17 protein-coding genes are annotated in these 25,595 nt (G+C 47.2%); 8 read left to right on the forward strand and 9 right to left on the reverse strand.

Annotated elements, in window-relative coordinates; genetic code table 11:
- The first annotated feature begins 216 nt into the window (after positions 1–216).
- Together B9N89_RS15725 and B9N89_RS15730 are read left to right on the forward strand one after the other, a co-directional pair.
- Entirely contained in the window at positions 217–1,407 is a 1,191-nt protein-coding gene (locus tag B9N89_RS15725; protein WP_159455409.1) for a tRNA-dihydrouridine synthase family protein, read from the forward strand.
- A 108-nt stretch (positions 1,408–1,515) separates the two neighbouring features.
- Entirely contained in the window at positions 1,516–2,517 is a 1,002-nt protein-coding gene (locus B9N89_RS15730) for a Crp/Fnr family transcriptional regulator (protein ID WP_132320029.1), read from the forward strand.
- 22 nt (positions 2,518–2,539) lie between these two features.
- On the opposite strand, the gene B9N89_RS15735 is transcribed toward B9N89_RS15730, so the two are convergent.
- The 5 genes from B9N89_RS15735 to B9N89_RS15755 form a co-directional block, all read right to left on the reverse strand.
- Positions 2,540–4,153 (reverse strand): sensor histidine kinase, encoded by a 1,614-nt coding sequence (locus B9N89_RS15735; RefSeq protein WP_132320027.1) that lies wholly within the window; start codon positions 4,151–4,153, stop codon positions 2,540–2,542.
- A 22-nt stretch (positions 4,154–4,175) separates the two neighbouring features.
- Positions 4,176–6,809 (reverse strand): hypothetical protein, encoded by a 2,634-nt coding sequence (locus tag B9N89_RS15740; RefSeq protein ID WP_132320025.1) that lies wholly within the window; start codon positions 6,807–6,809, stop codon positions 4,176–4,178.
- Between the two features lie 48 nt (positions 6,810–6,857).
- On the reverse strand, positions 6,858–7,568 hold the full coding sequence (locus B9N89_RS15745; protein ID WP_132320023.1) for a lysophospholipid acyltransferase family protein: 711 nt from the start codon (positions 7,566–7,568) through the stop codon (positions 6,858–6,860).
- Positions 7,569–7,631: 63 nt separating this feature from the next.
- The gene (locus B9N89_RS15750) at positions 7,632–10,034 is read right to left on the reverse strand and encodes a hybrid sensor histidine kinase/response regulator (protein ID WP_159455410.1); all 2,403 of its coding nucleotides are present in this window, start codon (positions 10,032–10,034) and stop codon (positions 7,632–7,634) included.
- A gap of 196 nt (positions 10,035–10,230) precedes the next feature.
- Positions 10,231–10,521 (reverse strand): Hpt domain-containing protein, encoded by a 291-nt coding sequence (locus B9N89_RS15755; protein ID WP_132320019.1) that lies wholly within the window; start codon positions 10,519–10,521, stop codon positions 10,231–10,233.
- Between the two features lie 432 nt (positions 10,522–10,953).
- On the opposite strand from B9N89_RS15755, the gene tig reads away from it, so the two are divergent.
- From tig to B9N89_RS15785, 6 genes are all read left to right on the forward strand, one after another.
- Positions 10,954–12,243: a trigger factor gene (gene tig, locus B9N89_RS15760; RefSeq protein ID WP_132320017.1), complete on the forward strand. Its 1,290-nt coding sequence runs from the start codon at positions 10,954–10,956 to the stop codon at positions 12,241–12,243.
- A gap of 244 nt (positions 12,244–12,487) precedes the next feature.
- The gene (gene clpP, locus B9N89_RS15765; protein WP_132320015.1) at positions 12,488–13,084 is read left to right on the forward strand and encodes an ATP-dependent Clp endopeptidase proteolytic subunit ClpP; all 597 of its coding nucleotides are present in this window, start codon (positions 12,488–12,490) and stop codon (positions 13,082–13,084) included.
- A gap of 53 nt (positions 13,085–13,137) precedes the next feature.
- Positions 13,138–14,436 (forward strand): ATP-dependent Clp protease ATP-binding subunit ClpX, encoded by a 1,299-nt coding sequence (clpX, locus tag B9N89_RS15770; RefSeq protein ID WP_132320013.1) that lies wholly within the window; start codon positions 13,138–13,140, stop codon positions 14,434–14,436.
- A gap of 209 nt (positions 14,437–14,645) precedes the next feature.
- Positions 14,646–17,153 carry an endopeptidase La gene (lon, locus tag B9N89_RS15775; RefSeq protein ID WP_132320011.1) on the forward strand — a complete coding sequence of 836 codons (2,508 nt, stop codon included), beginning with the start codon at positions 14,646–14,648 and terminating at the stop codon, positions 17,151–17,153.
- 119 nt (positions 17,154–17,272) lie between these two features.
- A complete protein-coding gene (locus B9N89_RS15780) occupies positions 17,273–18,403 on the forward strand; it encodes a two-component system sensor histidine kinase NtrB (RefSeq protein ID WP_132320008.1) in 1,131 nt (376 codons plus the stop codon).
- Between the two features lie 13 nt (positions 18,404–18,416).
- Complete coding sequence (locus B9N89_RS15785; RefSeq protein WP_132320006.1) at positions 18,417–20,930, forward strand: hypothetical protein; 2,514 nt, start codon at positions 18,417–18,419, stop codon at positions 20,928–20,930.
- Between the two features lie 3 nt (positions 20,931–20,933).
- On the opposite strand, the gene B9N89_RS15790 is transcribed toward B9N89_RS15785, so the two are convergent.
- From B9N89_RS15790 to B9N89_RS15805, 4 genes are read right to left on the reverse strand one after another with little or no spacing between them, the layout of a single operon-like run.
- Positions 20,934–22,412 (reverse strand): PDZ domain-containing protein, encoded by a 1,479-nt coding sequence (locus B9N89_RS15790; RefSeq protein WP_132320004.1) that lies wholly within the window; start codon positions 22,410–22,412, stop codon positions 20,934–20,936.
- Positions 22,409–23,917: a S1C family serine protease gene (locus B9N89_RS15795; protein ID WP_132320002.1), complete on the reverse strand. Its 1,509-nt coding sequence runs from the start codon at positions 23,915–23,917 to the stop codon at positions 22,409–22,411. Before B9N89_RS15795 ends, B9N89_RS15790 begins: the two co-directional genes overlap by 4 nt.
- A 38-nt stretch (positions 23,918–23,955) precedes the next feature.
- Positions 23,956–25,170, reverse strand: a complete 1,215-nt coding sequence (locus B9N89_RS15800; RefSeq protein ID WP_132319999.1) for a hypothetical protein — start codon at positions 25,168–25,170, stop codon at positions 23,956–23,958.
- Positions 25,133–25,570, reverse strand: a complete 438-nt coding sequence (locus B9N89_RS15805) for a response regulator (RefSeq protein ID WP_132319997.1) — start codon at positions 25,568–25,570, stop codon at positions 25,133–25,135. Before B9N89_RS15805 ends, B9N89_RS15800 begins: the two co-directional genes overlap by 38 nt.
- Positions 25,571–25,595: the final 25 nt, after the last annotated feature.

The following is a 25,595-nucleotide window of genomic DNA, read 5'->3' on the forward strand; positions in this document are numbered from 1 at the left end:
AAAGCTTTTCAGAGAAAGTCAATATTAGCTATGAAAATCTCTTGACAGTAAGCAATTCTACCATCGCCCAAAAAGCCCGATTACCTACTGGAATACCGAAGGCTTAGTCCCCATCATCTGGCCCTTGATAATTCCACCTATTCCCGGTAGATTTGCCATGTTTCTGCGCTAAGAGCGCCTTATATACACACCTATTATGACATGGAATCCGCAATTTTGAAGTCATTTCCATCCGCCAATTTTGGACTCGCACCCATGGAAGGTGTGTCAGATCTGCCATTCCGGCTTTGGATGAGTCTAACATCGGCCCCTAGCTTTGCAGGAACTCCATTTCTAAGAGTTACCCCCACGTATCCCAAGGCTCGTATCCCGAGAGCGTTTGCACCCGAACTGGATGAACTTAGAGATGTTACAAGCTATTCGCTGACACCACAGCTCATGGCCTCATCGCCCGCAGACTTTCTCAGAGTCGCAGAAAGAGTTCTAGAGCACAGCCCCTTCGTTGACTTAAACTGCGGCTGCCCGTCACCCAATGCCGTAGGCAGCATGGCGGGAAGTAGTCTATTGAAAAATCCACAGACCTTCGCAGACTTCGTCGAACATATTTCCCGAGAGTTAGGCCCTGGGCGTCTAAGCGTGAAAATGAGGACAGGGTTCGAATCTCACAAAGAGTTTCGCGATCTACTCCAGGCTATAGAAGGACTCCCCCTGCATCATGTCACCATCCACGGACGAACTCGTGCCCAACGGTACGATGGACTAAGTCGCTGGCAGATGATCGCCGAGGCGAGTCGCTCCCTGCCATATCCTGTGATTCCATCTGGCGATATTACCTCGGCCTCTTCGGTTATTGACGCAGGTCCCTATCTCGATCGCATTGATAGCCTCATCATCGCTCGGGGTGCACTTCGCAATCCGTGGCTATTTAACGAACTACGGAGCCAAAGCTTGCAAACAGTTACAGCAGAGGTTCTGGTTGGTAGTTTAGCAGTCCTTGGGTCCCTTTACATACTATCTCTTCGTCACGAAGATCTACTCTTTGCTGCTGCTAAAGAAGGGATTTTCACCAACTCATGCGGGACCAACGGTGAAGCATGGCGCTCCGTGTTTGAGAGGCTGCAAGGCTTTCTAGGCACCAGTCAAGCTTGGGAGACTTTGGAACTACCCCATTTTGTAATGGGTCGGGTGAAAATGATTTGGAACTACCTAAGAAGCAGTCTTCCCGATCCTTTTTTCGCGCCCCAGATTCTACGATCACGAAGTTTTGAAACATTAGCCTGCGGGATTCAGGAGGCTGCGAAGACCTGCACCTCCCACAATGCCACCTTAAAGCACCAGGAGCACCTCGACTGGATTTACACCTCAAAAAAGAAGCCACCGAGGGAGAGCGACCCACTCTTCCATTAGAATGACCAATTATTTTAATGGCATAAGCAGATCAAAAGGCCTCGACCGTTAACCTATGTGCGCTTCTTCCGATTAGAGGGAGAACCTATAAGTTAGAGGACCAGTCTATTGGCAGGCAAAAATCGCATTCTAGAAGAAGGAACAATTCTTTTCAAAGAAGGCGATCAATCAAATGGCATGTACGTTGTTCGCAAGGGTAAAATTCTCATCTACCTCGACAAGGGCGGCAACGAAATCCCACTAGCAACGGTCAGCGAAGGAGCTATGATCGGTGAGATGGCCTTATTTGATAAAAAGCCCCGATCCGCGTCAGCCCGTGCTGTTGAAGAGTGTGAAGTCAGCGTTATTAGCAATGCTGATTTTTCAAAAATCCTAAAGCAGATTCCGAAGTGGTTTGTGTCCTTGATGGCGACGCTGTCTTCTAGACTTAGAGACACCAATCTTCGCCTCGAAGATATGGAAGCCCAGTACAAGGGCAATATCAACCCCATCGAAGAACTAAAGAAAGCCCTGAATATCATCAACTTGCTCTGGTACAAACTCGGCACCAAGGAGCTGAAGACCTGGTCTATGGAGCGGGAACTTGCAGAAAAAGAAATCGCTGGAATTTTAGGCCAACCAGAAGGTAGCATCCATGAGCTTTGCAATCGGTTGGTGGAAGGTGGACTCCTTGGAGTAACGAAAAATAGCTATAATAAGCCGGTATTTACAATCCAGAATCGAGGGTCCGTGGAGCGATTTGTGAATTTTATCAACGCCGTTCGGAAGCAAGACAATCGGATCAAGGCTTTTCCACAAGGTGTTGTTGATATGGTTGAAGTTATGATTCGCATTACAAAAACTTCGGCCTACGAAGCCATGACTATACCATTCACTGAGCTAGAATCGGAAGGAATGAGTATGGCCTATCGCACAGAGAATTGGGGTAAGGTGCAACATATTATTGAGGGTCTTGACGAAGCCGTTGCTGTGGTGCCGCTAGCAGAGGGCACGGTCGGCTACAAAGTCAACAAGAAAATCGCCCCTCGGTTGCTACAACACTGCAAGCTCCTTCGGGCCATCACGGAGACTAACGATAAGCGCAAGAAGCGCGGCAAAGCCGCTGCTTAGGTGCTTAGCCATGAGCCACTCATCATTCATGCATAGGCAGCTCAATCACAAACCTTGTGTGAGGCGATGATTGATCCAAAAAAAGCTGACCACCATGATCTTCAATCATCGATCGCGAAATACCTAGACCAAGACCCGTTCCTTCCCCCACCTCTTTCGTTGTAAAAAACGGGTCAAAGATTTTCTCCTCAATCTCCTTTGGAACTCCAGAGCCGCTATCGATGACGGCCAGCTGAAACTTTTGGTTGTTAATCCGTGCTTGGATCTCAATCCACTTATCAGCTTGTTCTCGTGCGGCATGAAAGGCATTGTTCAATAGATTCATAAGAACTTGAGCTACTTGAACTCGTCGAAAATAAAATCTCTCGAAGAAGTCCTGGTTTTCACGATCGATACGGATCTCAACTCCATGACTATTAAACTTCTCGAACGAAACTCCAGAAATATCTTCGACCACTTGAATCATGGCTTGATACTCATAGCCTTCTCCATCTGAATTCCGTGAGATGATACGCAAGCCGTTAATAATCTGCGAAATACGTTTGCTGGTACGATCGATATTACCCAGGAGCTTGATGAAATGATCGGGCTCATAACGATCCTTGTGAATGAGGCGCGTAAGCCGCGACGTATATCCAGTAATGATTGCCAACGGGTTGTTGATTTCATGGGCAATGCCACCAGCCATCTCTCCTAGGGATGCCAAGCGAGCAGCAACAATCGCCTTGGCCTCCTTCTCTTTTACCTCCCGCTCTAACTTTTTCTGCTGGTTGCGATTCACCAAACTAATTATGGTGAATTGATCGAAACCTTCTAGCTTTGCGGCATTAAGATGAACTGGTAAAGCCTTTTGTCCAGGCCGCGAGACATCGATATCTTGCCCATCCTCAGCTATCGATCGGGCGAGCTCAGAATTTTGGACTCCCAAAATCGCTGTAGCCGCTGCCCCCTGCAAAGTTTCCAAATCTACCCCCACAATGCGCTGGGCTTCGCGATTGCCTTGAACAATAAGACCATCCTGGTTCTCAATGATCACTCCAACGGGAAGTGAATCGATGATACCTCGAAACCAACGCTGGCTCTCATCCAAAGCGCTTCTTGCCTGTTCGTACTGCCACATGGTGAGATACCCGAACGAGGCAGAAACCAGCAGGGGCAAGCAGACTGAAAGATAACGATAAGTTTCGGCGAGAAGACCTGAGCCAAGGTCACTTCTGATTAAGTTCGGCGCTAGCTTTTCTATTAGAACTATGAAGCTGATGTATAGAACTGCGCCCAATACCGCTGCAAGTCCCCACCCCCGACCCAAGAGAAAGATTGCCAAAAGGCTGGCCGGAGCAAACCACAACATCACTGGTGAATGAGAGCCTCCGGTAAACCAAATATTATGAGCAACGGCAAACCACAATGACCATGTGGCGCAATGAGAGGCCACATAGTTCCTTCTTTTCCACCTCCAAACCCACGCCGACATAGCACATAGGTACGCGGTAAGGATTCCTGAAAAACCCCAAAGGGTTTCAAACATCAGGGTCATAAGAAGGTAAGGTGGCCCAGACACGGTGATAACTTTCAGAAATCGTTGCAGCAACAGATCTCTGATAGCTGCCTGTGGCTTTAGGTCTAAACTATCCAAATTCGATGAGCCTTTCCTGTTCCTAGAGCTTCCCCAAAAAGTCGATCAGTATTCCTGGAGAACTGGACTTTTTTCCCTCATATCTTTTTTGTAGAACAGCTAGGATCGAAAGGCTAGCCAAGGAAAGACTCCGCTTCCCCACCACATCACCTCCGAAGGGCAACTTGAAACCGACTCCAAAGTCCTCATAGATCTCATCAGACCCAAGTCCTTGCCCATAGTCATAAAAAAGACGCCAGCGACTATGTCTCGGCAAAAGGAATAAAGCTGACGGCAAGGGAATATATGCCGGGAAATCGATATCAACACTTGCTGTCCAAAGCCGCGGAACTTCAGTGAGGACTGGCTCATCGATCCTCATCCGTCCTTCGTCTAAGGTCTGCGGATTGAAGCGGACATAGCTAGGTGGGGTACCTCGCTCTTCTACAGCCCCCCAAAACCCCCTAAGTCCCAAACCAACAGACTTGAGGCGACAGCCCCAGTTGCCAATCCCAAAACTCCTATGATAGGAAAACTCCTGTGCCGCAAAGGAGCGTTCGTAAATCCCGAAGACCTTGAAGTCACAAGACGACCAGGATTGAGGGCTCACATTCAGGGATATAGCACTCGTACCGTGATTGGCTGCGCTATGGGCAATCTCTCCACGATAGCGAAAGCGCAAGCCCAAGGTTACATCTGTGGTACTTTTAAGAAGATTGGAGCGAGTCACGTTCCAATCCAAAATCCTCTGGCCCTTCATAGAGGCCCCAAAATCTTGAACTGCACTCAGTGCTGTAAAAAGCGAGTACTCTGGTAAGTCTGTCAAAAACATTGCATTATAGCCTGTACGATTCTCACTCGGAACGTGGGCAAACAAGATCGTCAAGCCAGAATTCACATAGCGAAAGATCTGGCTACTCAGCATCAACGATAGCTCTTCCCCTGGTAGTTTGGAAGGAAAGGGAAACCACACCACCGTATAAGCATCATCACGGATTGTGTCAGCATTCCCCGGAAAAAATACGACATCAGGCCATTCATTGTGGTTATTAAATCGATTGGAATCAAAAATCTCCCGCCCTGGATTAATCTCGACGCGATCCACAGATCGCTCCCCATCAATTTTTACTTCAACTATCTTGTCTGTGGCCTCAGCTCGAATACTCTGCTTCTGGCCATCACCCCACGTAACTTCAACATCGTAGGGTAAACGAAAGGCTGGGTTTTGGTCGACTTTCAGGACCAAGCGTCGCTCTCCTTGAGACTCGTTGATATCAACATTGTCAAGGTCGAAGTCTGGCCAGGCTGAGCTAGTCCACCACTTAGAAACTTCCTCAGCCAGTTTCTGCCTGATTGCTGAACCCTTGTGAAGAAATGTAATAAATGTTCGCTGATCCACATTGCGGTCGCGGTAGGTTTCTGTAAACTCCTTGAGCGCAGCCATGAACGCTTCTCTATCTCGCCAATAGGCGTAGCGCAACGCAAGCAGGTGGCGAATATAATTGAAGTTATGCTGTTCAAAGTAGCTGATCCGCGTTTTAAGCACTTCGTCAGTAAGGGCGTTTTCAGGCTTCAAGATATTTAAGATGGAAGCAATTAAGTCTGCACTCTGTCGGTGATTAAACAAAACCCATGGGCGACCATCGTCTGAGTTGATGATATTATAGATTCTCTGATCAGCTTGCAGGAGTAGACTTGCTATAAAGTCAGCGGAGCCTCGAAAGAACCAACCGTCTTGAGGATTGGCTGGCTGAAGGGACGCCCCGAACCATTGCTGGCTAGTATAAAACGCAAGTTGCCATAACCCCCAATTCAAAAGATCATTTTGAATCAAACGCATTCCAGCTTGTCGAGGCCGATTCATCGTGATCACACCGGGAATTGCCCCCTTTTCAAGCTCTTCTGTTTCCAAAAACAATAGCCTAGGAAATGGAAACTCTCCCAACATCCCCTGAGCCTGTCTCAAGAAACTCTGTAAATAAAACTTAGCTCGGCTCATATACTTCGAGCGGTAAACAATGGTCACCGGAATCTTGTCAACAAAGAAATGTTCGACCTTATGATCGAGAGATAGGTTGAATGTCGCATTCCTGCCAGACATTCGAATTTCGTTTTGGTTATGAAAACCAGGTGTCGTCATCACCCAGCGCCTCGGATACAAAACTGAAAGTTTGAATTCGGCATTGGGAAAATCTAAACCTTGCCCCCCATCTTCAGCTGGACATGAACCGAGCTTCTGAGGATAAAATTGATGAAATAGAAATTGCTGTCGGGCTCGATCAGGCCACTGAGGAAGAATAAAGGAGAATTCGAAGCTTTCTTGGCCTCGATTCGGTAGCTTTAGAATCGGTCCTTGCCAAACCGCACCGGGATGCTGGGACAGTAACTCCATTCGCCCCTGGGTTGGTTGAAAGCTTTTGTTTTTGTTCATGGAACGATTGATATTGCGGGATGGGTCCCAGAAATAGCTTGGGTCATTGTAGGCAAAGTAAAAGCAAACAAACTCTGACGAGTCTTGCCATCGAATCTTCGTTTGCCCCGCGATAGGCTCGGGAGAGCGTAAGGCACCCTCAGGCACCTGAACACCGATTTGGTAATGAACACCCCCATAAGCGGGGTGCACCATGAGAAAGACTACAATAAAAAACAGCCTGCTGATCATTGGGCTGGAAGTCAAACACCACCTGTTAATAGCCCTGCCTCCACCCAACTTTTTTCCCTGAATCTAGTAGATACGAAACCGTGCCATCTGCCGCTCAATTCTATGAAGAGCTTGGGATACCTGGATCTTGGTCTGTTCAAACTCACTGGCCTCACAGTTCTCTTTGATGACAATTGGCTGCCCATACATCACCCGAACCTTCGCGAAAGGCTTGGGAATGCGCAAGCGATCCCAAGTTTTTAGTTCCCAATAGCGATCGGCCACCGCTGCAACAGGTAAAATGGGAATCGCTTTGGTACTTGCTATAGCCACAACGCCAGCCTTTACCTCATGACGGGGTCCCTCTGGACCATCTACCGTCATCGCTACTTTGATTCCACTAGGAATCTTCGCATAAATCTCTCGCAGAGCAACCCGTCCACCACGAGCAGGTTCACCACGAATAGAATCATAACCAAAAAACGACAAAACCTTTACAATGATTTCACCTGGGAGATCAGAGCTTACCATCGCCTTAAAGTCAAGATTTTGATGGGCGATGAGACTTGCAACAGCATTTTGATGCCAAAGGGCTGGAGCGTATGATCCCGATGAGTGAGCTTGTTCGGCACTTTGCCTATGATCCATTCTGAAATATTGATAGCGAAGAGTCCAGTGCAAGAGTCTCAGTGCCACGCTAAGCCCAAGAGCTGTCAGCACTATTTTAAGTTTCGTCAGGAAACTCAGCTTTTCCAAGTTGAGTGGCTTCTGAGACGCGGGCAAGTAGGTATTCATGGTATTTCCTTACTATCTGCTATTTAATAGAAGCTACGATAGCAGAGCATACGCAAAAATCAATTACCGGCTCACAAAGCGAGAAATCGCATTGATAAGTTTTTGCTTCTTGATGGGTTTGACAAGGTAGGAGTCACAGCCAGCTTGTATGGCATTATCAATATCATCCTGGAGAACTGACGAGGTGAAGGCAATCACATGTGCTCTCGGGCGTTCTTGTTCTCGCTCGATGGTCCGTAGATTGATGGTCGTTTCAATCCCGCCCATGACCGGCATGTTTAAATCCATCAAAATAACATCGAACACCTTGTCCTGAAGGATTTTTAGAGCCTCACGTCCATCGGACGCAAAGCTAAGTTCCCAATTTTGATTTTTCAAAAATATCTTGATTAGATTATGATTATCTTCGGAGTCATCTACGCACAAAACTGATATCGGTTGATCATCCTTCGCTATAGCGTCTTTTTGAAGCCCCTTCTTAGCAGCGAGGAGTTGTATGCGAAAGCTTGTACCCTGACCGACCTGACTTTCTACCGAAATGTTACCTCGATTCATCATCACAAACTCTTTGCACAAGCCCAGTCCCAAGCCAGTTCCCCGCTCGTTACTGGTTCCTTTTTCGGTAAAGTAGATCTCCCGATCGAAGAGCTTTCTAATATTTTCTTCTTTGATACCAATGCCATTGTCTCGCACTAGTACCTCAACGTTTTTGTCGCGGGATAGGAGCTCGATTTCGACTCGGCCATGATCCGAAGTGGTGAACTTGATAGAGTTGGATACGATATTGCGTAAAACCGTCGAGATCATATTGCGATCAGCCTCGACCCAAACCGGCTCTTTAATGTTTGAGACAAGCTTCACGCTTTTGACCTTGGCGTTGACTTTCATTAGATCGAAGACTTCCAACACCACTTCCCGCAGGTCGAACGCCTCCCACTTGACTCGAATACCCCCACTCTGAATGATTGCCCACTGTAGAAGGTTTTCCAGTAGACCGTGTGCCTCTTCCGAGGAAACCGAGATTTTGTTCACCATTTCCCTGAGCTGGTCTTGGCCTAGGGAGTCGAAGCTGTCTTCAATTATCCCGGAATAGCCTTTGAGAGCCATGAATGGACTTTTTAAGTCGTGAGCGATAATCGAAAAGAAGCGATCTTTTGTGGCGTTGGTTCGCTCCAGTTCCTTATTAGCCTGAGCATACTTTTCGATGACGTTCTTGAGATCCGAAGTGCGCTCTTCAACGAGACCTTCCAAATCCTTTACCAGCTCACGCAGCCGGAAAGCCATCTGGTTCAGGGAACGCCCCAGATCGCCGATCTCGTCGTCACGATCGATTGCTATATCATGCTCCCAATCACCCTTGCCGATTCGTTGAGCCGATTCGTTGAGCTTCTTGATCGGTCGGGATATCCAATAAGAAACCATCAGGCCCGTGGCAAACATCACAAGGATCACCACAGTAGAACCCATCATGGCCTGGCTCAAAGCACTCCATACATGCTCTAAATAGGCTTCTTCACGGAGCACCGAAAACAAGTAGTAAGGCTCCTGCGACCCAGCAGTAGCAATCGGCGTAAGGTTCGCAAAAAGAGGGCCATTCTCTCCTATCACTGTATGACTTAATGGCTTCGATACTTGGCTCAATAATCCAAACTGATCATTAAACTCCTGCATCACACAACGAATCCGGCAGTCAGGAAAGCTATACCCTGAAATGAGAGCCTTGGGTTCCGACGGTGTGTAAAGACCCTGACGATACATTGAAGAGACCAAGACCTTGCCTTCAGAATCGACAAGAAACGAGTCGAGACCTGATTCGGCTGCTTCAGTCCATAGGATGTCAGCAACCCAGGCCCAGGATGTCTCAACACTGACCACCACGCTCTTGCCGGCGACTGAAATCGTTCGACTCTTGAGCTGGCTGGGGTAACTTCGCCAAGGTAGCTTGGAAACCTGGTAAACTTCAGGATGATCACGAAACTCGCTCAAGCTACCCGTCTCTAAAAGCAGAACAGACTCCCGATCCCCTACCCCCATGCCGAGGCCTTGAGGGTGTGGATAAAGTTCGCTTAATTCAGCGTCCCCAATCTGACGAATGCTAGCCCATAGCTGATTGCCGTTGGCGTATAAGTAGATTCCTTGAAGTTCACCATGAGATTTCAGCAGACCATGCAGATAGCCGAGCAAGTTATCTTGACTAGCTTTAGAAAGGCTTTTCGGTCCATTGCTTTCTAGGATCTTTAACACTTGACTGGCTTGGCTTTGGAAGGCTTCAATCCGTTGGCTATTTTTAGCAGCCGCCACAGTGGTGACATCACGGGCCATCTGCTCAATCACCAGCCTTAACGAAGATAGGGCAATCGATGCAATTAGCAAGAATGAGAGGAAGCCAACAATCACGAAGGGACTGGTGACAAGGTAGGTTAATTTTCGGAACTTAAGTACCTTCACAGATGTCCGACTTTCCATGAGTAATCCAGAAATAGACATCTGGTCCGCAGACGAGACATCTGTCCTTCGCTACTTCGGACTTCTAACGAAAATTGGGCCGGAATATGCTGCCCAGTCATGGGAGTAAACCAGACATTGTTTCGAGCAAAGTTAGAACCGGTGTTTTGGTGGAGGACGGCGGGCTTGAATCGCAAGCCCTCGCTAATCGGTGGGGCTAAACAAACTTTAATTCAAGCCCTTTGATATAGTCCTTCATCTGAACAACTAATTTCTGACATTCATCGAGCTTCTTATCTGCGGCAGAGGATTCCAGATCCTTAGCAAACTTACCGAGATCCTGTAAACCATAGCCAGCAGCATTACCAGCTACCTTGTGGCCGATTTGCTTGAGAACGTCGAAATCCTTCCGCTCAAGCGAAATCTCTAGATTCATCAGGTCCTCCTGCCGGTTGCGAATATAAACCGGAAAAACATCTTCCAATTCCTTGTCTACTTCTATGAGCATGGCTCCCTCTTAACAAAAGATTGGTTCGAAATGAGTCATCATTACCTAGTGCCCCGTGTCCCCTGTGACACTCTGAGGATGCTTCGCCCTCGCCAGTTCACCGGCCACGGCATACAAGTATTCGATGGAACAAGTGTGTAATGACGACAAGACGATTGCTGACTACAAACCTATTATACTCCAATATGCCATAGCGTCCTATAGCTATGCTTATTTTACCTAGTCACCCGAAGAGATTCGGATCTTTAGAGCAAATATACGACAGGTCTAGCTTTGACAAGACTTCGTAACCGTTATTTCAAAGACTTAGGGTGGGATGGATAAATTTTGGGTAAGATGCCGTCTCTGATTGACAAAACTACCAAAGCTTTTATAATTTGCGGACTTTTCTAAGGGACCTTTGCGTCCTCGTTTATCGGTTTGGGAGTATTCATGAAAGCATTAGTAGAAGAAGTGAACAGCGTTCAAAAACGCATCAAAGTAGAACTATCCCAAGAAGACGTAAAGAACGCATTCGATAGCGTATATAAAAGATTGAAGCAGAAAGCACGTATCAAAGGCTTTCGCCCTGGTAAGGCTCCCCTAGGCGTCATCAAGAAATTCTACGGTAACTCCGTCGCTATGGATGTTGCCGATCAACTGGTCAAAAGCCATCTTTTCTCGGCGATCCAAGATCAAAGTATCCAGCCCATCGCAGCCCCTGTGCTAGAGACTATGGAGCTTCCAGCTGAAGATAAGCCATACTCGTTCTCAGCGCTGGTTGACATTCTTCCGGCAATTGAAATCGAAGGCTACAAGGGCCTCGAACTCAGCTATGACGCCATCGAAGTCGGCGAATCAGCATTGAACCAGGAACTTGAAGTTCTTCAAAGACGTCAGGGCAAAACCAAAGAAGTCGAAGGCGACGATGTTGCCGCTGCCGACGGGCACTTGGTCACTCTGAGCCAGACTGCAACTCTTGACGGCAACGACTTCCCTCCGTTCTCTTTTGAGAAAGTTCCCGTGGAACTAGGAAAAAACAACTTACTTGAGGAAATCGAAACTCAAGTTGTGGGCTTAAAAGTCGGCGAAGGCAAAACTTTCGATGTGAAGATTCCAGAATCCTTCCAAGACGAGTCTTTGGTAGGTAAAACGGTTTCATGCACAACAACAGTCGAAGCTATTCAAGAGATGATTATCCCTGAGCTTAACGATGATCTTGCGAAAGACCTTGGTCTCGAAGATTTCGAGACCCTTAAAAAGAACATCAGCGATAGTCTGCAAAAGCAAGCTGAGCAAGGCAAGCGCAATCAGCTTGAGGGCAGCATCCTGGAGCAGCTTTCAGAGAAAAACGACTTTGACGTACCACCAAGCATGGTTGATCAAGTGATCGACAGCATGTTTGAGGAAATGCAATTTCCTTCGGAAGAAGCGAAAACGGCTGCGAAAAATGACCCTGAAAAGCGTAAGGAACTTCGTGAGCCGGCCAAACAACGCACTAAGAACACTCTGATTCTTTCTGAGATTATCAAGGCGGAAAGCATCGAAGTGAGCGACGAAGATCTCGACCAGCATGTTCGTGAGTTGGTAAGCTCACCAGGTGCTGCTGAGCAACCTGATGACAACCTGATCGAAAGCATCAAGAAATCCATGGGCAACCAAGCCCGCGAGAGCTTACTTTTTAAGAAGGCTATTGACCTTGTGCTTGAAAATGCTAGCGTGACTGAAAATAAGGCGAAGTAACCCTTAGAAAAAATTTCTCTACTAGCCACAAATTTTGGTTAGTAAAAATCCCTGTTCTCATCTAATCTATGAGAGCCGGGATTTTTTTTTAAAGAAGTTTCGTCCTAGGTCGAAAAACGTCACAAGGAAGGATCTTGTCATTCGACAGGATGTGACTTAAGCTTAAGTCTCGTATGTGCTGGCAAATATTTAGAATTATTGTCGGCATGATTGTCAACATGAGAGTTGTAAAAAGGACGTCGCAATGGCTCTAGTACCAGTTGTTGTCGAGCAAACAAACCGAGGAGAGCGTTCATGGGACATCTACTCGCGCTTGTTGAATGAACGAATCGTTATGCTAGGCTCACCTGTCATGGATGAGATCGCCAACGTTATCGTTGCTCAGTTGTTATATCTGGAAAGCGTAGATCCAGAAAAAGACATTAATTTCTACATCAATTCCCCAGGCGGCTCTGTAACGGCAGGCCTCGCTATATACGATTGTATGCAACTTATCCGCCCGGATGTACGTACTTACTGCATCGGGCAATGTGCAAGTATGGGCGCTTGGCTCCTAGCCGCAGGGGCTCCCAAGAAGCGTCATGCATTGCCGAACTCAAGAATTATGATTCATCAGCCGTTAGGGGGTGCTGGTGGCCAAGCAACCGATATCGATATTCAGGCGCAAGAGATTATTAACCTGAAGCAAAAAATGGCAGGAATTTTGAGCCATCACACCGGTAAGGATGCTGACACGATTATTCGGGATATCGACCGGGATTTGTTCATGTCTGCAGAACAAGCCAAAGAATATGGCATTGTGGATGACATCATCGCTCCTGCTCAGAAGACCGAAAAATAGAGAGATACCAATAGATCTCGCGTTAGAGATAAGCTGAATGGGAGAATTAACTTATGGCCAGCAAAGACAGTGGACTTCACTGCAGCTTCTGCGGCAAATCTCAAAAAGAAGTGAAGAAGCTCATCGCCGGACCCAATGTATACATATGCGATGAATGTATACAGCTTTGTAATGATATTATCGCCGAGGAGGTGGAGAAGGAAGAACTTCTTAATACCTCCAGTAAAGTTCCGAATCCGAAAGATATCAAACGGATTCTGGACGAATACATCATCGGCCAGGAACGAGCTAAGAAGACTCTTGCCGTTGCTGTTCACAACCATTACAAGCGGATTGATGCTAAGCAAAGCAACGATGAAATCGAGCTTAGTAAGTCCAATATCTTGCTGATCGGTCCGACTGGTAGCGGTAAAACCCTACTGGCACAGACTTTGGCTCGAATCCTAAACGTACCTTTCACCATCTCTGATGCCACAAACCTTACGGAAGCTGGCTATGTGGGTGAAGATGTTGAAAATATCATACTGAACCTACTTCAAAACGCAGACTATGATGTTGAGTTAGCGCAGCGCGGCATCGGCTACATCGACGAAATCGATAAAATTGCCCGTAAAGGTGATAATCCTTCGATCACAAGAGATGTATCTGGAGAAGGTGTTCAGCAGGCCCTTCTAAAAATTATCGAAGGTACCATCGCCAACGTGCCTCCTAGGGGCGGGCGAAAGCATCCGCAGCAAGAATTCCTGCAAGTCGACACGACAAATGTTCTTTTCATTTGCGGTGGCGCGTTTGCTGGCCTTGAAGACATCATCGCCCAACGAATGGAAACATCGACCTTGGGTTTCGGAGCGGAAATCACATCGAAATCTCAGAGAGATGTCTCGGGCTTACTCTCAAAAGTAACCACTACAGACCTTGCTAAGTTTGGCCTTATTCCAGAATTCATCGGTCGTCTTCCAGTCATTTGTTCTCTGGAGCAACTCACAGAAGACGCCCTAATTGAAATTCTTACCAAACCGAAAAATGCTATCGTCAAACAGTTCCAAAAACTTTTTGAGTTTGAAAGCGTCACCCTGAAGTTCACTGACGGAGCGCTTAGGGCAGTTGTCAAAGAAGCCATTGCGCGGAAGACTGGTGCTCGTGGTCTGAGAGCTATTCTTGAGGAGTCCATGCTAGAAATTATGTATGAGATTCCTTCAGAAGACAGTGTAAAAGAGGTCGTGATTACAGAAGAGCTTATTGTAAATGGCTCACAACCGATCCTTGTCTACAAAACTCCTGAGGAAATTGAGGCGGAAAAAGCTGCCGAAGAAAATGATAAGAAGGACTTTGGCACTGGCTCAAAGAGCTAAGGTTTCGCTAGATCATTTCGATAATTCGAAGAAAAAGAGGGACTTCCAGCGGGAGGTCCTTTTTTTTGATTTAACAAATCTCGCTAAAAGGACTGTCTTCCCTAAAATTCTTAAGTTAAACTATTATATAGATCAAAAACATATTCATCTGGTCGGTTCTATCAGCCCCCGCTGAATTGGATGGACTATACTTGAGGAGGCTTGACCCTATGCCGGGCGATTCAAATACCCCCGTTTCGGATTCCCCAGTGATTCGGATTCCCCTGTTGCCGCTTCGGGATATTCTTGTCTTTCCTTCAACGGTTGTTCCGCTTTTTGTTGGTCGTGAAAAATCAATCCAGGCGCTTGAGCAAGCCATGGCGTCCAACAAGGAGATACTCTTAGCAGCTCAAATCAAGGCTAAAACAAACGAACCAACTCCAGATGACATTTATAAGGTTGGCACTGTTTCGACGATCCTACAGCTACTCAGGCTTCCTGATGGTACTGTAAAGGTGTTAGTTGAGGGTCAGCGTCGCGCCAAGATCAAAGAATACGTTCAGACTGAAGAATTCTTCTTTGTAGAGGCGGAAGAGCTGGTGGAAGTACCTTCGGATGGTGTAGAAAACGAAGCTCTCCTCAGAACAGTTAAGATGTCTTTCGATAATTATGTTCGGCTAAATAAGCGCATCCCTCCTGAAATGTTGCTATCTATTGCTTCTATGGATGACGAATCAAAACTCGCCGACACCCTAGTTGCTCATCTCAATAACCTAAAGCTTCAAGATAAGCAGCGTCTTCTGGAAGAGGTTGATCCAGCCAAGCGCCTAGAAGAGCTCTATGGCTACATCCAATCCGAAATTGAGATCATGAGAGTGGAGAAAAAAATCCGCGCCCGCGTCAAGCGGCAGATGGAGAAAACTCAAAAAGAATACTATCTCAATGAGCAGATGCAAGCCATCCAAAAAGAGCTAGGCGACCGAGATGATGGCCGCAACGAAGTCTCTGAACTCGAAACACAAATCAAAAAGAAGAAGATGCCTAAGGAAGTAAAGGAACGTCTTCAAAAAGAGTGCAAAAAGCTCAAGCAAATGTCGCCCATGTCGGCAGAAGCGACTGTTGTCCGTAACTATATCGACACCGCCCTATCCCTACCATGGGATGAGTTATCAGAAGAAATTCGCGATACGGTTTTCGCTGAAGACGTTCTGAACAAAGACCACTTCGGGCTCTATAAAGTCAAAGACCGGATCTTAGAGTATCTTTCGGTTCGAACCCTGGTCGAACACATGAAAGGACCCATCCTTTGCCTAGTAGGCCCTCCGGGTGTTGGTAAAACCTCTCTTGCACGAAGTATCGCCAGTGCTACTGGTCGTGAGTTTGTCCGTGTATCCCTGGGGGGAGTTCGTGATGAGGCCGAGATCCGTGGTCATCGTCGAACCTATATTGGCTCCATGCCGGGCAAGGTCATCCTAGCCCTCAAAAAGGCCGGAAAATCGAACCCACTCATCCTGCTTGATGAGATCGATAAGCTCTCTCAAGACTTTCGGGGCGACCCTAGTGCGGCGCTACTCGAAGTCCTGGACCCAGAACAAAATGCCACATTCATGGATCACTACCTGGATCTAGACTACGACCTGTCCAAGGTGCTGTTCCTAGCCACTGCCAACTCCCTGCATACCATCCCAGGCCCTTTGCTTGACCGTATGGAGGTAATCTCGCTAGCTGGCTATACGGAAGAGGAGAAGCTTTCTATCGCCAATCAGTATTTGGTACCTAAGCAGATCAAAGATAACGGATTAACGAAGCAGGATGTTCAGTTCCAACCCAAAGCGGTCCGCGAACTGATTCGCTACTACACCAGGGAATCTGGGGTTCGGAGTTTGGAGCGAGAGGTCGCTGCAGTCCTTCGTAAGGTGGCACGCAAGCATCTTAGGAAAATTGAAGAGGATCGCAAGGCCGAGAGTGGTGATGATACACCCACAAAAGAAAAGCTTATCTTAGAAGACAATATCATCAAAGAAAAGATCACCGATAAGTCGATTGCCAAGTACCTTGGCCCTAGGAAGTTTCGCATCGGACTCCAAAACTCTGAGCATGAAGTGGGGCTCTGCACGGGTATGGCCTGGACCCAGGTCGGGGGCGACCTCCTCGTATCCGAAGTTGCTATCATTCCTGGCAAGGGCAAACTCACAATCACGGGTAAGTTAGGAGAGGTCATGCAGGAGTCAGCCCAGGCTGCACTTAGCTATGTACGCTCACGAGCTGCCTTCTTGGATATCGAAGAGGACTTCTATACGAAAGTAGACATCCATATTCATGTTCCAGAGGGAGCAATTCCCAAAGACGGGCCCTCTGCTGGGATTACTATGGCTACAGCGTTAACCAGCGCCTTAACCATGCGTCCGGTGAGCAAAGATGTGGCGATGACTGGGGAAATCACTCTCCGTGGCCGGGTGCTGCCTATTGGAGGTCTCAAGGAAAAATTGCTGGCTGCCCATCGCGGTGGCATTAAGAAGGTCATCATCCCAATCGACAACCAAAAAGATTTGGAAGATGTACCCAAGAACATTTTAAAAGAAGTAACCATTGTTCCCGTTGAAAATGTGGATAATGTTCTGATGCACGCCCTTGTCTGGAAACACCCCGACGACAACAACTCGGTGCAGGACGAGCTATTCGAACGACTCAAAGAAGTGACCGAAGCTGAAATCGGAGATCTTGCCTTTGCCCATTAGGGCAGAGGCTTGGCCTCATCCATGGTTACTCTTCCCTACCACGCCACTGCCTAATATTTCCCTAGGAAACTCCGATAGAAGATCGACGAGACTTATCTTATGGCGACAGGACCAGGGGCATGGTTAAGCAATTTAAAACACTAGAAGAAACCATCGAGTTTGTGGAACAGCTGAAACATCGCTGGATGGCCACTGTTGACGCCATGATCGACCCGATGATCATCGTCACCAGCGACTACGAAGTCAAACAAGCAAATAAGGCGATGTCGGATCATTCCGGAATGGAGATTCGCACTGTAATAGGTAAAAAATGCTACGAGGTATTCGCCAATCGAGACTCTCCTTGCAAAGGCTGCCGTGTCCAAGAAACGATGAATGGCAAAGAAGCCCAGACTTTCGAGCTGGACGGAGTTTGCCCAGGGAAGTTTCACGAAGTTCTATCACAGCCCTTGTTCGACTCACAGGGCCAACTGGAAGGCGCCCTTCAAATTTACCGTGATCGAACCTTAGCCAAGCAGCTCCAAAAGCAGCTTCTACAAAGTGAAAAACTCGCCTCCATCGGCCTCTTAGCAGGGGGGATCGCCCATGAAATCAATAATCCCTTAGGTGGCATTCTGGTATTCTCCCAACTACTAAGTCGCGAGATCGATAAAGATAGCCCTCTGAAGGAATATGCTGTCGAGATCGAGTCAGCAGCCCAACGCTGTAAATCTATTGTCGAAAACTTGCTAGATTTCGCGCGCCAACAACCTGGAAGCCATGAAGATACCCTCACACCAATAGATCTTATTCCCTGCGTGAAGTCAGCTCTAAAGTTCGGCACTGTAGGTGACACATCCCCTGATATTCAAATTACGGAAGACTACCAGGTTGAGCAGCTTCTAGCCCTAGGCAATCGCAATAAGGTCATCCAGGTGTTTCTGAACTTAATTCAAAATGCCTTCCACGCTATGCCCGACGGCGGCATGCTCACCATTACCGCCCAGGTAGAAGTCATCGATCAAATTGAACAAGGTGTTGTCGAGATTCGCGATTCAGGCCTTGGAATCCCACCAGACGAATTAGATCGAATTTTTGACCCATTCTACACCTCCAAGGAAGAAGGCCAGGGTACGGGGCTTGGCTTATCGATCTGCCATGGCATTGCTGAGGATATGGGTGGCACTATCGATGTAGAAAGCGTGGTCGACAAAGGAAGCTGCTTCCGGTTCATCGTCCCACTAACCCAAAACAAACCAATGACTGCCTAAAGGGGAAAGTTGCGTGATACCAGCGAGAGAGGAACTATCATCCAGAAATAGCGGAATCAAGGCAGTCCTGCTGTGCGTGCTCCTAACGATATTCGCTGGATTTATCTTCGTTACAGCTCAAGAGACTCCACCAACTCAGTTTCAAAATGTATCCCTGTGGACTGTGACCGTATTTGGCTTTCTTTCGGCTGGCCTTCTAGGTGGCACATTTCTTACGATGGTAACATCAACCTCCATGCAGGATAAGAACCTTATCATCGACAATACCTTTTTGATCTGCGTTTTAAGTTTAATCCTAGCTGTCTTTGAGCTATTTAACTATGAATACGCATTCGATCCAAATCTGTTTTATGCCTGTAGCCTGGCGCTAAACTGTGCCATCTTATTTAATGTCACCCAGGTGATGTTCACGCTAACAAGAATATCTGGTCGCTGGCCACAGATGATCGGCATGCTCTACACCATCGTTGCTTTGACTATTGGCATATCCGTAGCCGGGGACCTCAAAATGGGAGGCTTCGAGGAAGCGCTGGTGACCCTCGGCATCATTATTCACTCCATGATGTTTTCGATCGTACTTGCCATCGGTACACTCACCTACTTCGTCCACAGCTTGAGGATGAGTCCCCACGATTTTAAACAATCGCTAGAAAAGCGCTTCAAACCAAACGATGACAATCGGCAATTCCTTCTAACTTTTTACGCAATTTTAGGGATTTCCCTTTTCACAGCCATAACAAGTGTAATGGTCTTGCTCTATGAATTCGACTCTGCTGTATTTTCTGTTCAAGCTGATCCGCACTACCCGATGTCTCAGCTTCATCTTGCCTGGTTACCCCTGACCTTGCTCGCCATCAGCATCTTGCGCCAAGAAAATGAAAAGAGTTTGCAAAGTCTTAGCCTCACATCCCTGGTATCTGAGCAGGCTAAGAAATTTATGATCCGCTACCATGCTGACAGAAAAAACTGGTCGACGACTGTCGGTATGAGAACGGCAAACTTTATGGTAGACCATGATCCCAATGAAGATGCTAAGAGTATTCTGCCCTCATACATGGTGCGTATTCGCCAGAATCAGATCCATACAATCGTCCGTGACATTCTCAATGACCGCATGATCGACGATCGCGTAGTATCGAACCAAATCTATGGAGCTATCGATCCAGAGAACTCGATTCGCGCTTGTACCGATGTTCTTCTTATGTTTACCGCTATATATATTGACGGCATCCCCATGATTGAGAGCCGTTTGAAGAATCTTGTTCGCCTGCTACCGATTCTCGATCCAGACCTCGCACAGAAAATTACCGTTGCAACGATTGAGAAGAACTTCGGCAAGATTCAGTGGTTCTTCCATTTGGATTTCGACTGGATCGATCAGCACATGACCACCAGTGCCTACCGCACCGATTATGAAGTTAACGTTGATAATCTCCGACTTCGCGATCGCCAGAAGGTGCTTTCAGTGCTTGAAAAGCACAATCTCATGGGCAACTTTATCTGGGTAGGAGAAAAAGCTCGTGAGCGGATCATTCTCGAAGCTCCCTATCTGGCAAACATCATTGAAGCTTGGCCCATCAATCTTGCAAAAGATGAATACGATAACAGTGGCGAATCCGTCATCTTCCTGATCAAATTCGAGCAGCTGATTCCACGGATGCAAAAGTATTACAATCTAGAAGAGATTCGCAAGAAGCTTAGGTACTATGATCCGTCCTTGGAAAGCCGCCGGATGATCAATATTATCGATCTGGAGATCCAGCAGTCTTTGGGAACCAAAAATCTTCTGGATATCATATCTCTGGTAAACAACTACCCATGGAGTGGTTTTAAAGAGAAGGATCTCGCCCTCGACTTGGTCCTGAAGGCCTTTGAAAAGCACCAAGCAACACTCTCGGAAGAATCGGAAAAAACGAGTCAGAAAGTGATCAAGGAGTTCGTTAAAACCGTTAAGAACATTGGCTATCCTAGCCAGGAAATACATGCTGCCCATCAAGAAAAGATGCGCATCCGAGAGTCTAGCGTGATTTGTGAAACACTTCTCAATACGAATCACGAACGTTTCAACGAAGCATGGCTATTAATTGCAACAACTCCTGCCAAGAACTATAAGCACGAAGAAATCATTAGTCTCCTTGAAGGGATCAACCAGGCGGCTCTTCTAAGAACTCATCGTAAGATACCCATTGTAACCAATAAAATCACAGAATCCTTCTTCAACATCGCCCAAGAACTGACGGATCAAGACATTGAGCCTATTACCACCACCTGCAACAGTATCGCCCGCTTTCTAGTAGAATCCGAAGCCTCGCCAGATGTCTTCTGCTTTTTTATCGATGCCAAGATATTTCTTGAAGGGAACCTCAAAACAGACATCATCTTAGAGAGAGAGGTCTTGGATCAAATGCAAGCCTATTTCAGCCGTATGTATGACAAGCACGGTTCAGAATCTTCAACTGTGTTATCTCTTTCTATGCGTTGGCGGATTCTCATGAATCAGGCTAGCAGCGTCCATACTGCGAGCTAAGCCCTAATTTGCCTCAGGCTCAGCACCTTGATCGGAGCTTCCTTGTTGAGATTTCCAAAATGCTGATACCGGCACAGCATAGACTTTGGCAATACGATCATGTATGGCCGAAATATCTTTATGAACCAATACCAGCTCTTGGGGGCGTGGCCCTAAGTTGATTTTAGTAAACTGCTGGTCGTTTTTAGTAAGAGGTTTATCCAGAGCATCTCGGATAGAGGATAGGTTTGCAACCTTCTTGTCATTGATACTAATAATTTCCTGGTTCTTAAGATCTTCGTACCCCTTATTCCAATCATCAACTAAGACTTTACTCAGGATGATAATCCGCTGATCAAGATTGTTTGGCTCCAGCTGATTGCCATAGAAGTAACGATTCAATAAGGGAAGTGGCGCGCGACGCATCCAGCTCTTGCCCCAAGACTGCAAGTAGTTGCGTGTTAACTCCTGAAAAACCAGGCCGCCATAGATCAAGAACTTGCGTTCATAGTTGCCATAGAAAGGAATGAGATCTTCCGAGCCCTCGTAAGGCTTCATCTCCATACTGACTTTGATTAGTTCACCGTCGCGCAACAACTCCAAGGGGACCTTTTTCCCTACTTGAAAGCGATAAACGATTCCTGAAAGTGGAATCCGCCCCCAGCGAGCTTCTCTGATCGTACCCTTATCACTAATGGCATATCCCCCTAGCTTCAACAAGACATCGGACTCCTTCACTTGCCCAAAAAATGGTGACAATGCCGAGACCTCCGAAACCCAAACCCCTTGCCCTTCCCGATCCAGTTTGATTTTCTTGCGAAGCAAGGTAGACGTCAGTCGGTTGAATCGAATCCCAAGGCGACCGAACGATGTAGACTCACTCTCAGCAGCAAGAAACCGCTTAATCACGCTTATAGGCAGTGCAAAAATCTGATTTTTTTCTTTGCGCACAGATAAGCCCACCAGCTTATTTTTGCGCACGATAGGCTCTGACCATCCCACAGACTGCTGCTTCACTTCAAAGGCCATGTGGGGCAGATTATAGTTTGCTAGGAGTGAGCTACGAATCTTAAGCTCGCGAAAGGTTGAGCGAAGGGGAACGATGCGCTTTTGTTTGACTGTAAGCACCTGCACACGATCATTAAGGCCTAAGTCATCACCAAAAGGGATCGGCGCTAACTTATCGAGAGTCTGGTCAATCTTTAAAATCGCGAGCTGGGCATTGGAATCCACCCTGTAGACTCTAGCCTTTATGGGTTTCGAGGAAAAGAACGTTTCCACTTCTAGATACCGAGCAGCCTGCACGGTATAGGCTGGCACCATGATTTCTTGTGGCTTCACCACCACACCCACATGGGACGATTCTTTGATCGGGAGTTGAGACCAGGGAGATTGTTCATCGATAGGCTGGCTGAAGACTCGAACCTTCACAAGGTGCTTTGTCATACCTTGGGCGGTCCCGGCCAACATCATTGCAACGACGATAAGACTTAAATATTTCATGGTAGGTCCCCTCCTGCAACGGCACCGTCTTGACGCTCATCTCCCAGCCACCTGTCGGGCTCCACACGATAGCGTCGAATGAGTTTCTCGTGAGCATCACGAAGCTTTTTTGGCTCGACTACCAGAGGTAAACCCTCTCTCCAGAACTTGATGGTAAGATCATCACCATCAGCTTTTTGTAATGCCTGATCCAGCTCCTCAAGAGACGAAATAGGACGATTACCGACCCTATCAAGGATTTCCTCCTTGAACCCATTGGCATCAATATTGACTTCATCGGGCAAGATATCCGCTAAGACAATAATCTCCTTTGCTGATTTGAAGCGCTCTTCAAGGTAGAAATAGCGATGGAGATAACGTAGTTTTAAGGGAGCATTGAAGTACCATCGATCGCCCCAGGCCTTCAAGTAATCGCGGCTCAAGGCTGTAAACACCAAGCCACCGTAAACAATGTAACGAGGTCTTAAGGTGTAAGTATTTGATGGATTGTAGTGAGCTGAATTAGCCTGCACCACCACCGCAATAGAAATTTCCTTATCATTCCGAAGTACCTTAAACGTAATGGTATCTCCGAGCTGCGCCAAATCATAAACAACCCGGAAGTCAACTCGCTCGTCAAAAAAATTGATTTTCCCATCAACACCGATCTCATAGCCGTTGATCTCAAGAATGACATCCCCTTGTTGAAGGTCTTTGGAAATTGGTGAATAGGGGGCTAAAAAAGCAAGCTTGATTCCCCTTGGCTCGTCTAGACCATGATAGGCTCTAGTGCCGTGGTTCTCTAGCGCCCCTTCGATTTCTGCCATCACATCCTCGGGATGACCATCATAGCGACCATCTTCAATGTCTTTTAGAAAGCGTTTTACCACTGGAGTAGGAATGATATAGCCGGTATTTTCGGCATTGGTATGAGCCTGAAAAGCGACTCCTACCACACGATCACCTTTGAACACAGGCCCCCCGCTATTGCCTGGATTGATCGCTGAATCAACCTGGATCAAGAGATGGCGATCGTAACCTGGATGCGCATAGCGCCGGTAACTCATTCTGGAAACGACCCCTTCGGTGACAGAGATCTGCTCGCCACCCCGAGGATATCCCACTGTAGCGACCTTATCCTGTAAGCCAGGTAATTCTCCAAACTTTAGGGGCCGACTGCCCTCAAGGGCAGCCCTATCGTTAACTCTTAATATCGCTAGGTCGCTGTCATGGGCGATAAATTCCACCCGAGCTGGGGTTGGCTGCGCATCACCATCCCGCTGCACCGAGATGAACTTGCCGTGAGCAACTACGTGAGCATTGGTCACAATCCGATCGTCACCAATATAGAAGCCGCTACCTGAAGAACGGGAACTCGATTGATAGAGCCAAGGCTGGCTAAAACGGGGTTCTTTCGAAATTACGTGGATCTTAAAAATCGAGCGTCTGAGCGTCTTCATGGGTAGTATTTTTTCAGATGACGTACAGGCTGATAAAAAAAGGTATAGAATGAGAAAGCGCAACATAGGGAGACACCTCGTCGGTTCATTTTCCCTATGTTAGCTTAATTATCACAAATATCAAATGGCTCTGTTGAGATAGAGTCATAGGCTGTACAAAGCTCTGCTTGGCTCTCGCTATCCAATTCACCTGCCTCACTTTTTGCGGTGATCTGCGACTGCAACTCACCAGCCAAACCAGAAGTGAGCTGGTTTTTTAGGGCCGAGGAGCTTTCATTCTCGTCAGTTGCTGGACTGAGACTATCCCTTTGGCTTTGTAAGTCGGACAAAGAGCTGACGATTCCTCCTGAGACAGATTCGGGGAGACCCGCCAAACTTGAGAACCCGAGAGATGCAGCTTCTAGGTCATTAAACATAGCCAGTAGCATCGAGTTGGCGGATTCTTCTTGATCGGTCGGCATGATGATATCAGTCACCGCTGCAAGCTCATTCACGGCTGCGATGTACTCGGTGAGATTGGCCGTGACCCCTGGATCATCGAGCACAGCCCCCCTTGCCTGAAGGTTGGGAGTTTCGCTGGTGGGTGCATAGAGCACCACGCCGTTGAAGAGAATGGCTTCGGCTAGATGGGCGAAAGCCCAGTTGAAATGAGATTTCGATCGAAAGCGTTGCTCTCCCTGAGGCGCACAGGCTTCGTCCGTGTGGCGAATGTCGCCAGATTCACCCAGAATTTTCACATCTTCGCCAACAAAGGGGCATAGAACCTCAATCGCTTGGGCGATATTGTAGATGGTATCGCCTCCAGAAATGCGCGCTTCTACCGCTGATTTAGGCAGCAGCACGGGAAGCTCGGCAAAAACTCCAGAGGTTGGCGCTCCTTGAACACCATCCTTCTCATTGTTCGTTAAGGTCAAGCTCGTATACTCGGTAGTACTTAGCCCCACGAGATCGGAAAGCCCAGCGAGACTCGATGCTGCATTGCTATCCTCCTGAAGGGCAGTCCCCTCATTCTGAGAGATCAAATTCTCCACCAATTGAAAGCTATCGATCCCAGCCAAGCCCATATGAATGGAAGCCAGCAAAACTGCAGACTCCTCACTGGTGGAGTCCAGCTCGAAAGACCTTAAGGCAAACTCTAAGGCTTCCTCGTATTTTCCTTTGTCATAAAGGGAATAGGCTTTGGAGCGCTGATCGACAGCATTATCTTCGAAAGGTAGGGCCAGATAACCCGTGACATTGAACGATGAGCCTGAACAAGAAAGACAAAATATCAGTCCAAGGCTAGGAAGCCTCTTTAACTTGATGTGTAACTTTTTCAAAGACTTTTTCCCAACTCAAGATCGTTTCAAGGACGCTCTGTATGGTTTTTTGAATATCAACCATTTCAAAAGGCTTTGAAATATAGCCATTGGCACCATCGCGAAAACAGGTGATTGCTGTCATATAGCTTTGATTGCCAGTTAGGATGATCGTTTGTACCCCCTTGCCCAACTGCTTGATCTTAAGATTGAGATGGTCACCGTTGATATGGGGCATCCGAACATCTGTGATGACGATCAGCACCGCCTCTTCTTTGATGTACTCAAGTGCGTTTACAGGATCACTAAATATCTTGACCTCGAAGATCCCAGGAAACATATCTTGGATACATTCGGATAAAATGTCGATGATTTCTGGTTCGTCATCGACAAGAACCATCTTGAACGGACGATGCAGCATGAGTCATCCCTTAGCAAATAAAACC

This window comes from Pseudobacteriovorax antillogorgiicola (assembly GCF_900177345.1).
Lineage (GTDB): Bacteria > Bdellovibrionota_B > Oligoflexia > Oligoflexales > Oligoflexaceae > Pseudobacteriovorax > Pseudobacteriovorax antillogorgiicola.